This window comes from Vibrio sp. 10N.222.46.A1 (assembly GCF_041473595.1).
GTDB lineage: Bacteria > Pseudomonadota > Gammaproteobacteria > Enterobacterales > Vibrionaceae > Vibrio > Vibrio tasmaniensis_A.
In genome coordinates, this window is sequence record NZ_JBFRSN010000268.1 from 1 (window position 1) to 6,804 (window position 6,804).

Consider the following 6,804-nt stretch of genomic DNA (forward strand, 5'->3'; position numbering starts at 1 on the left):
TGCGCACCTACAGAAGTTCAAAGTACGTAGCGGTCAATTTGTGAGTAAAGGCGATGTGATTGCGAGCTGTGGTAACTCAGGTAACTCAACCGGGCCACACTTGCACTATGAGGTACGCTTTCTTGGTCGTTCATTGAACCCTCAATACTTGATGGATTGGACACCTGAGAACTTCAACTACGTGTTCGAGAAAGAGAAAAAGGTTAAGTGGGGTCCATTGGTTCAACTGATTGATAATGTGGTTCGCTTGCAGATCAACCTGACTAACGTGCCTTACATTAGCTCGACCATAGACACCGTATCGAGTGAAGATAGTAAGAAACCTATCACGACTAACTAGTTATTGGTTATTGGTTATTGAGGGATATTGATTTGGCCTATGATGATCTAATTGCTTTTAGCCTACAGTAGACCAAATGCTTTCATAGCATTCAGTACAAACAAAAAGAGCGACCTGATGGTCGCTCTTTTTTATGATTTCAAATCGTAATTAGCCTCGATGAATCGAGTCATGTGCTTGTTTTAGAAGACTTTGGCTCTCTTGCAAGAACTGCTGCGAGTAGTCGCCAAACCAATCACTGACTTGATTAAAGCTATCAACGAATTTAGCTTTATCTTTCCCATCCAAGATTTCCAATGCTTCACCGAAACGACTATGGAAACGTCGAATCATCTCAATGTTCTCATCTGAAGAAAGAATGATATCACCGTACAAGTTCGGGTCTTGAGCAAACAGACGACCAACCATCGCAATCTCAAGTCGGTAGATTGGCGAGCTTAACTTCAGAAGCTGATCAATGTTCGGGTTCTCTTTACTTAGGTGTAAGCCGTAAGCAAAAGAAGTGAAGTGACGGAGAGCTTGAATCAGAGTCATGCCGTGATCGTGTTCCGCAGCATCCATCTGGCAAAGGCTCGCGCCCCAAATACCAAATTGATTCAGCAACCATTGATAGCTTTCAGAACTACGCCCATCACTGTAAACAATCACTTGTTTCGCAAGGCTTGGAACATCAGGACCAAACATTGGGTGTAATCCAACCACAGGGCCTTGGTGCATGTCTAACATAGCTTGTAGAGGCTTTGATTTTATCGACGTCAAATCACAAAGAATACAATCGCTTGGTAGGTTACCCAACTTCGCAATCACACCTTCTGTCAGGTGAATTGGAACCGTTACAACCACAAGGCCAGCATTATCTAAGATCTCATCGGCTTTGTCCCAATCTTGGCTGCCAAGGATTTTCACTTCGTAACCAGAAAGCTTGAACATACGTCCAAACAGACCACCAAGCTGACCATTACCACCAACGATAACCACTGAACGTAACTCTGGGTTAAGGCACTTAAAACCAGAATCTTTTTCACTGGCATAAGACTCACGCATCGTACGACGTAAAATATCTTCGATTAACTGCGGTGGTACTCCTATTTTCTCGGCTTCTTGACGACGAGATGCCAACATTGCGGCTTCACGTTCCGGTACATAAATAGGTAAACCATGTTCACTTTTTACTTCACCGACTTTCTCCACTAGAGCCAGTCGTTGAGCCAGTAAATCCAACATTTGTTTATCGACAGCATCGATTTGGTCGCGTAATTCGTTCAGTTCAACGGCCATTTTATTCCTTACTCATCTATAAGCCCGTGCCAATCTAAAAGCCCGCACTGATGCAGGTTCGTTAGCAACAGATCTTAAAATGCCCCATTAGATGAGGCACTTAAATTTAAACTCTGACTAACCTTTCAAGCGGTTCTCTAAGAACGGGACTAATTCCGTATGTGCACGTTTCAATAGTGCCTCAGTTGAATCCCAATTGATACACGCGTCGGTAATAGATACACCGTATTTCATCTCATTGAGAGGTATATCTGAAGATTGGTTTCCTTCGTTAATATGGCTCTCAATCATCAGGCCGATAATCGACCTATTACCTTCACGAATCTGATGGATGACATCTTCAGCCACCAGCGGTTGACGACGGAAATCTTTACGAGAGTTCGCATGACTACAGTCGACCATTAGTGCCGCCTCTAAGCCAGATTTACCCAGCTCTTGCTCACATTCGTGTACCGATACTGAATCGTAGTTCGTCTGCTTACCGCCACGTAAAATTACGTGACCATTTGGGTTACCTTGCGTCGTTAGTAGTGCGACTTGACCTTCACGGCTGATACCCATGAAACGGTGGCTAGAAGAAGCCGCCTGCATTGCATTGATTGCAGTACCTAGATTGCCATCCGTACCATTCTTAAAGCCGATTGGCATTGAAAGACCACTCGCCATTTCGCGGTGGGTTTGTGATTCAGTCGTACGAGCGCCGATTGCTGCCCAGCTGAATGTATCTGCTAGGTATTGCGGGCTGATTGGATCTAGCGCTTCTGTTGCTAGTGGGATTTCCATCTCAGCGAGTTCAACAAGTAACTCACGACCAACATGCAGACCATGCTCAATATCGAACGTACCATCTAGATGTGGGTCATTGATCAAGCCTTTCCAACCAACAGTGGTACGAGGCTTCTCAAAGTAAACACGCATTACAATATACAGTTGGTCGCTAAGCTGCTCAGATAAAGCTTTTAAGCGTTTCGCGTATTCTTTCGCAGCTTCAATATCATGGATAGAACATGGGCCACATACTACAAGCATGCGATGATCTTTCTTATGAATAATGTTTGCTATAGTTTGACGAGACTCTTGAATGAAACGACGAGCATTATCACTCAAAGGCAGTTTTGCTTTTAACTCCTCAGGAGTAATCAGTACCTGTTCGTCGATGATATTGACATTGCTTAATTCACTTTTCTGCATAACTCAACCTGTATATTTATTTTTACACCCACAATTTCCATTTGGGCTGACAATCTTTAAAAACACAATAACAGCTACAAAAACGATTGCAAGTGTAAACAATAAAAAACATTTACTGTAAATTAAAACTTACACATCTTCTTTAATTCACTCTGATACACAAACCAGCTTAAACTGCACCTCACACATACAAAAAAGGCGATATTTCTCATATCGCCTTCTTCAAACTTATAGAGTGTTTATTTATCACCCAGCGTTTAACATTCGCTTAATTTGCTCTGAGGCCTCTTTCCATCGACTATCCGAGTGAAGCGTCGATAAATCAAAGCAGTGCTTTTTAAGCAATGAGTTGGCTAAAGGCACCTCTTGAATCGCTAAATGATCAAGAGCCTCAATTTGTGCATCTCGCTTATTACACATCAGCACCATGTCACAGCCAGCATTCAAAGCTGCTTTCGCTCTGTCTGCTGGTCCGCCCATAATGGCCGCGCCTTCCATCGTTAAGTCGTCAGAAAAAACTAAGCCTTTGAATCCAAGCTGCTGCTTCAATACTTTCTGCAACCAATACTCAGAGCCGCTCGCTGGTTGATCATCATAGTGAGAGAAAACCACGTGTGCTGGCATCATGGCATCCAATATTCCGGCTTCAATTTGCGCCTTGAAAATGGCCATGTCTGTTTCAAAGATATCATCTCTAGGATCGTAAGGCGTTTCTAAGTGCGAATCAGCAATTACACCGCCGTGTCCTGGGAAGTGCTTCCCTGTTGTCGCCATTCCAACCGATTTCATGCCTTTAATAAAAGCACTGCTGTGGCGAACGATGGTATCAATATCTTCACCAAACGCTCGGCTACCAATCGCTTTACAGTCGTGACCTTTATCTAATACAGGCGCAAAGCTCAGATCGATATCATGGGCAATCAATTCCGCCGCCATCAACCAACCGGCTTGTTCTGCTAACTGCTCACCATTATTCTTAGTCGCGAATTCTTGAGCGGCAGGGATAATTGAAAAGCCATCGCGAAAGCGCTGAACTCGGCCACCTTCTTGGTCAACGCCAATCAAAATAGGACGTTTCGCGACCTTGCGGATCTCTTTATTTAACGCCGAAAGCTGTTTGCTATCGTGGTAGTTTCGAGCGAATAAGATGAGACCACCAACGGTTGGGTGCTCTAAAATTTCTCTGTCTTCAGCTGTCAGTTCGTAGCCCGCGACATCTACCCACAACGGTCCCATATTTATCCCTTATTAAACCTAATTTCATAAACTTCCCGAGATTATTCTCTTTAAATTTGCTTTACAATGTTTTTAAACCAATCTTTGGAAGACTTTAAGAATGCAGTGCAAGAGCTTAGGAATGGATCGTAAAGAACTGTATATCGGTGTGATGTCGGGGACGAGTATGGACGGTGTTGATACCGCCTTAGTTTCGATTGAAGATTCGCGCATCACATTGCTCGCTCATGATGAGTTCCCAATGCCTGATGATCTCAAAGCGCGTCTGCTTGAAGTTTGTATTGGTCAGAAAACGGATTTGATTGCCATTGGCGAACTAGACCACCAGCTTGGTCATCTATTTGCTGATGCTGTTCTGCAACTTCTCGATAAGTCAGGTACGCCTGCATCTTCTGTGACTGCGATTGGGAACCATGGCCAAACAGTATTCCACCAGCCAACCGGTACTTCGCCATTTACCATGCAGTTGGGTGACGCTAATATCATTGCCGCTAAAACAGATATTCAAACTGTTGCCGACTTCAGACGCAAAGACATGGCGCTTGGCGGACAAGGTGCGCCATTAGTCCCCGCGTTTCACCATACGATTTTTCACCCGCGAGACAGCTCGGTTGTAGTCTTGAATATTGGTGGTATCTCGAATATTTCAGTACTGCGCCCGAATCAGCCTACTCTTGGTTATGATACAGGCCCGGGCAATATGTTGATGGACGCTTGGGTTGATACGCACACGGGTGAGAAGTTTGACCGTGATGCGCAATTCGCACTTAAAGGTCAACTCAATCAAGCCTTGCTCGAACAGTTATTAAATGAATCTTATCTATCTCAAATGCCGCCGAAAAGCACTGGCAGGGAGCTATTTAATCTACCGTGGTTAGAGCAACAATTAACAGAATTTAAAGACCTTGCGGCAGAAGATGTTCAGCACACACTTTGTGAATACACTGCATTGACGATAGCGAATGAAGTGGAGACTTATCGCTTGGGTAACCAACCTGCGCTCTATGTGTGTGGCGGGGGTACGAGAAATCCACTGTTGATGAAGAGACTGTCTGAACTGCTTCCTGGCTGGGAGGTTGAGTCAACCACCAGTAAAGGCGTTGATGCCGATTATATGGAAGCTATGGCCTTTGCGTGGCTTGCTCAACGTCATGTTCATCAACTGCCAAGCAATTTACCAGAAGTGACTGGCGCGAGCAGAGCGGCCTCTCTAGGCGTTCTCTATCGTGCTGACTAAACAACTTTAGAACCATCATTTTAGAATCACCATTTAAGGATCATTATGAGTAACGACGCTCTCATATCAGCGCTCTCGCACCTCGTTTCGGAGGGGAGAAACCCTGACACTATGGATATTGATCTACTCACCTCTCTCGAAGTGGTTGAAAAGATTAACCAACAAGACAAACAGGTACCACTGGCGATCGAAGCCGAATTACCACTGATCGCGAAAGCGGTTGACAAGATCGCTCACGCCTTTCAAAACGGTGGCCGACTGATCTATATGGGTGCAGGCACCAGTGGTCGATTAGGTGTATTAGATGCCTCAGAGTGCCCTCCGACTTTCGGTGTTTCAGACAAAATGGTTATCGGCTTAATCGCTGGCGGACCAGAAGCGATTTTAAAAGCCAAAGAGGGAGCGGAAGACTCGCTGACTCTCGGTATTGAAGACCTGAAAGCCATTCAATTTACAGAAAACGATGTCGTGGTAGGCATTGCAGCCAGTGGCCGTACACCTTACGTGATTGGTGCGCTCAACTATGCGAATCAGATTGGTGCGGTGACGGTTGCGCTGTCTTGTAACCCAGGCTCTCCAATTGCTGAGATTGCTCAAATCGCAATTAGCCCAGTGGTTGGCCCAGAAGCATTGACTGGTTCAACACGACTCAAATCAGGGACAGCACAAAAGCTGGTGCTTAATATGCTCACCACTGCGAGCATGATTCGTATTGGTAAGAGCTATCAGAACCTGATGGTCGACGTAAAGGCGACCAACGAAAAACTGGTTGCCCGCGCAGCTCGTATCGTAATCCAAGCAACTGAATGTGATAAAGCCCTTGCAGTTTCGACACTTAAAAACACCGATTATGATGTGAAGCTATCTATTTTAATGATTCTGACAGGGCTAGATTTAGAACTGGCCAAGGCTCAACTTGATCAACAAAATGGCTTCTTGAGAAAAGCGGTCGAGAATAATCAGTAATCTCAATTCTGTTTGTAGCTTCTCATTTAGAGAGTGACTTTAACGACATACAACAAGACCAGTACACATGCAGTACTGGTCTTTTTTAGTTTTAATTTGTTATCGCTAGCTTGGGCTTAATAGTCGTTTGAGAACTCATCCCAGCCACGTTGCCATTCCATACGGAAACGTTGAGCGTCTTCCGTACCAGAACACACGCCTTCATACACCTGACCAGATAAACCAATTTGATAAGCATGGTTCGGATTACAATATTCCGTCACACCTAAATGGTAACCTTCTGTATAGCTAGCTTGATCGACTCCGCCAAGCTCGGCCATATCTGAATAAGAACGCTGAGTGTGGCCTTTGATACCATCACGATAGCCAATCTCTTGCCAATTGCCTTCGGCCGCTAAATCTTGAACATTGGCGCTGCATCCTGCAAGGCTAAATGCCACGGCGAATAATGCGATTATTTTTTTCATTTCAATCCTTTATATTGTTACTTCATCACTTTCTGACGAAGCGCTGCCTTTGTGGCGATTCTCCGCTGAACACTGACTGATGTCCACTT

General features: G+C 44.7%; 7 protein-coding genes. 3 read left to right on the forward strand and 4 right to left on the reverse strand.

Annotated features, from left to right (window positions below):
* On the forward strand, positions 1-340 hold a 340-nt coding region (locus tag AB4496_RS09190), incomplete at its 5' end, for a M23 family metallopeptidase (RefSeq protein ID WP_372130845.1).
* A 150-nt stretch (positions 341-490) separates the two neighbouring features.
* On the opposite strand, the gene tyrA is transcribed toward AB4496_RS09190, so the two are convergent.
* The 3 genes from tyrA to nagZ all read right to left on the reverse strand — a co-directional run bounded on the left by tyrA (position 491) and on the right by nagZ (position 4,045).
* Positions 491-1,618, reverse strand: coding sequence for a bifunctional chorismate mutase/prephenate dehydrogenase (gene tyrA, locus AB4496_RS09195; protein WP_009848456.1), 1,128 nt, complete (start codon positions 1,616-1,618; stop codon positions 491-493).
* Positions 1,619-1,735: 117 nt separating this feature from the next.
* Positions 1,736-2,809 (reverse strand): 3-deoxy-7-phosphoheptulonate synthase, encoded by a 1,074-nt coding sequence (locus AB4496_RS09200; protein WP_009848455.1) that lies wholly within the window; start codon positions 2,807-2,809, stop codon positions 1,736-1,738.
* Between the two features lie 246 nt (positions 2,810-3,055).
* Positions 3,056-4,045, reverse strand: coding sequence for a beta-N-acetylhexosaminidase (nagZ, locus tag AB4496_RS09205; RefSeq protein ID WP_009848454.1), 990 nt, complete (start codon positions 4,043-4,045; stop codon positions 3,056-3,058).
* Positions 4,046-4,166: 121 nt separating this feature from the next.
* On the opposite strand from nagZ, the gene AB4496_RS09210 reads away from it, so the two are divergent.
* Positions 4,167-5,282 carry an anhydro-N-acetylmuramic acid kinase gene (locus AB4496_RS09210; protein ID WP_009848453.1) on the forward strand — a complete coding sequence of 372 codons (1,116 nt, stop codon included), beginning with the start codon at positions 4,167-4,169 and terminating at the stop codon, positions 5,280-5,282.
* Positions 5,283-5,327: 45 nt separating this feature from the next.
* A complete protein-coding gene (gene murQ, locus AB4496_RS09215; protein ID WP_032555324.1) occupies positions 5,328-6,248 on the forward strand; it encodes an N-acetylmuramic acid 6-phosphate etherase in 921 nt (306 codons plus the stop codon).
* Positions 6,249-6,364: 116 nt separating this feature from the next.
* Here the strand turns inward: murQ and AB4496_RS09220 are convergent, their stop codons facing one another.
* The gene (locus AB4496_RS09220) at positions 6,365-6,715 is read right to left on the reverse strand and encodes a DUF2799 domain-containing protein (protein WP_009848451.1); all 351 of its coding nucleotides are present in this window, start codon (positions 6,713-6,715) and stop codon (positions 6,365-6,367) included.
* Between the last annotated feature and the right edge of the window lie 89 nt (positions 6,716-6,804).

What these genes read in the sequence shown, in the direction of transcription:
- AB4496_RS09210 (WP_009848453.1), top strand. Translation starts at nt 4,167, where the DNA reads ATGGATCGTAAAGAACTGTATATCGGTGTGATGTCGGGGACGAGTATG.
- murQ (WP_032555324.1), top strand. Translation starts at nt 5,328, where the DNA reads ATGAGTAACGACGCTCTCATATCAGCGCTCTCGCACCTCGTTTCGGAG.
- nagZ (WP_009848454.1), bottom strand. Translation starts at nt 4,045, where the DNA reads ATGGGACCGTTGTGGGTAGATGTCGCGGGCTACGAACTGACAGCTGAA.
- tyrA (WP_009848456.1), bottom strand. Translation starts at nt 1,618, where the DNA reads ATGGCCGTTGAACTGAACGAATTACGCGACCAAATCGATGCTGTCGAT.
- AB4496_RS09200 (WP_009848455.1), bottom strand. Translation starts at nt 2,809, where the DNA reads ATGCAGAAAAGTGAATTAAGCAATGTCAATATCATCGACGAACAGGTA.
- AB4496_RS09220 (WP_009848451.1), bottom strand. Translation starts at nt 6,715, where the DNA reads ATGAAAAAAATAATCGCATTATTCGCCGTGGCATTTAGCCTTGCAGGA.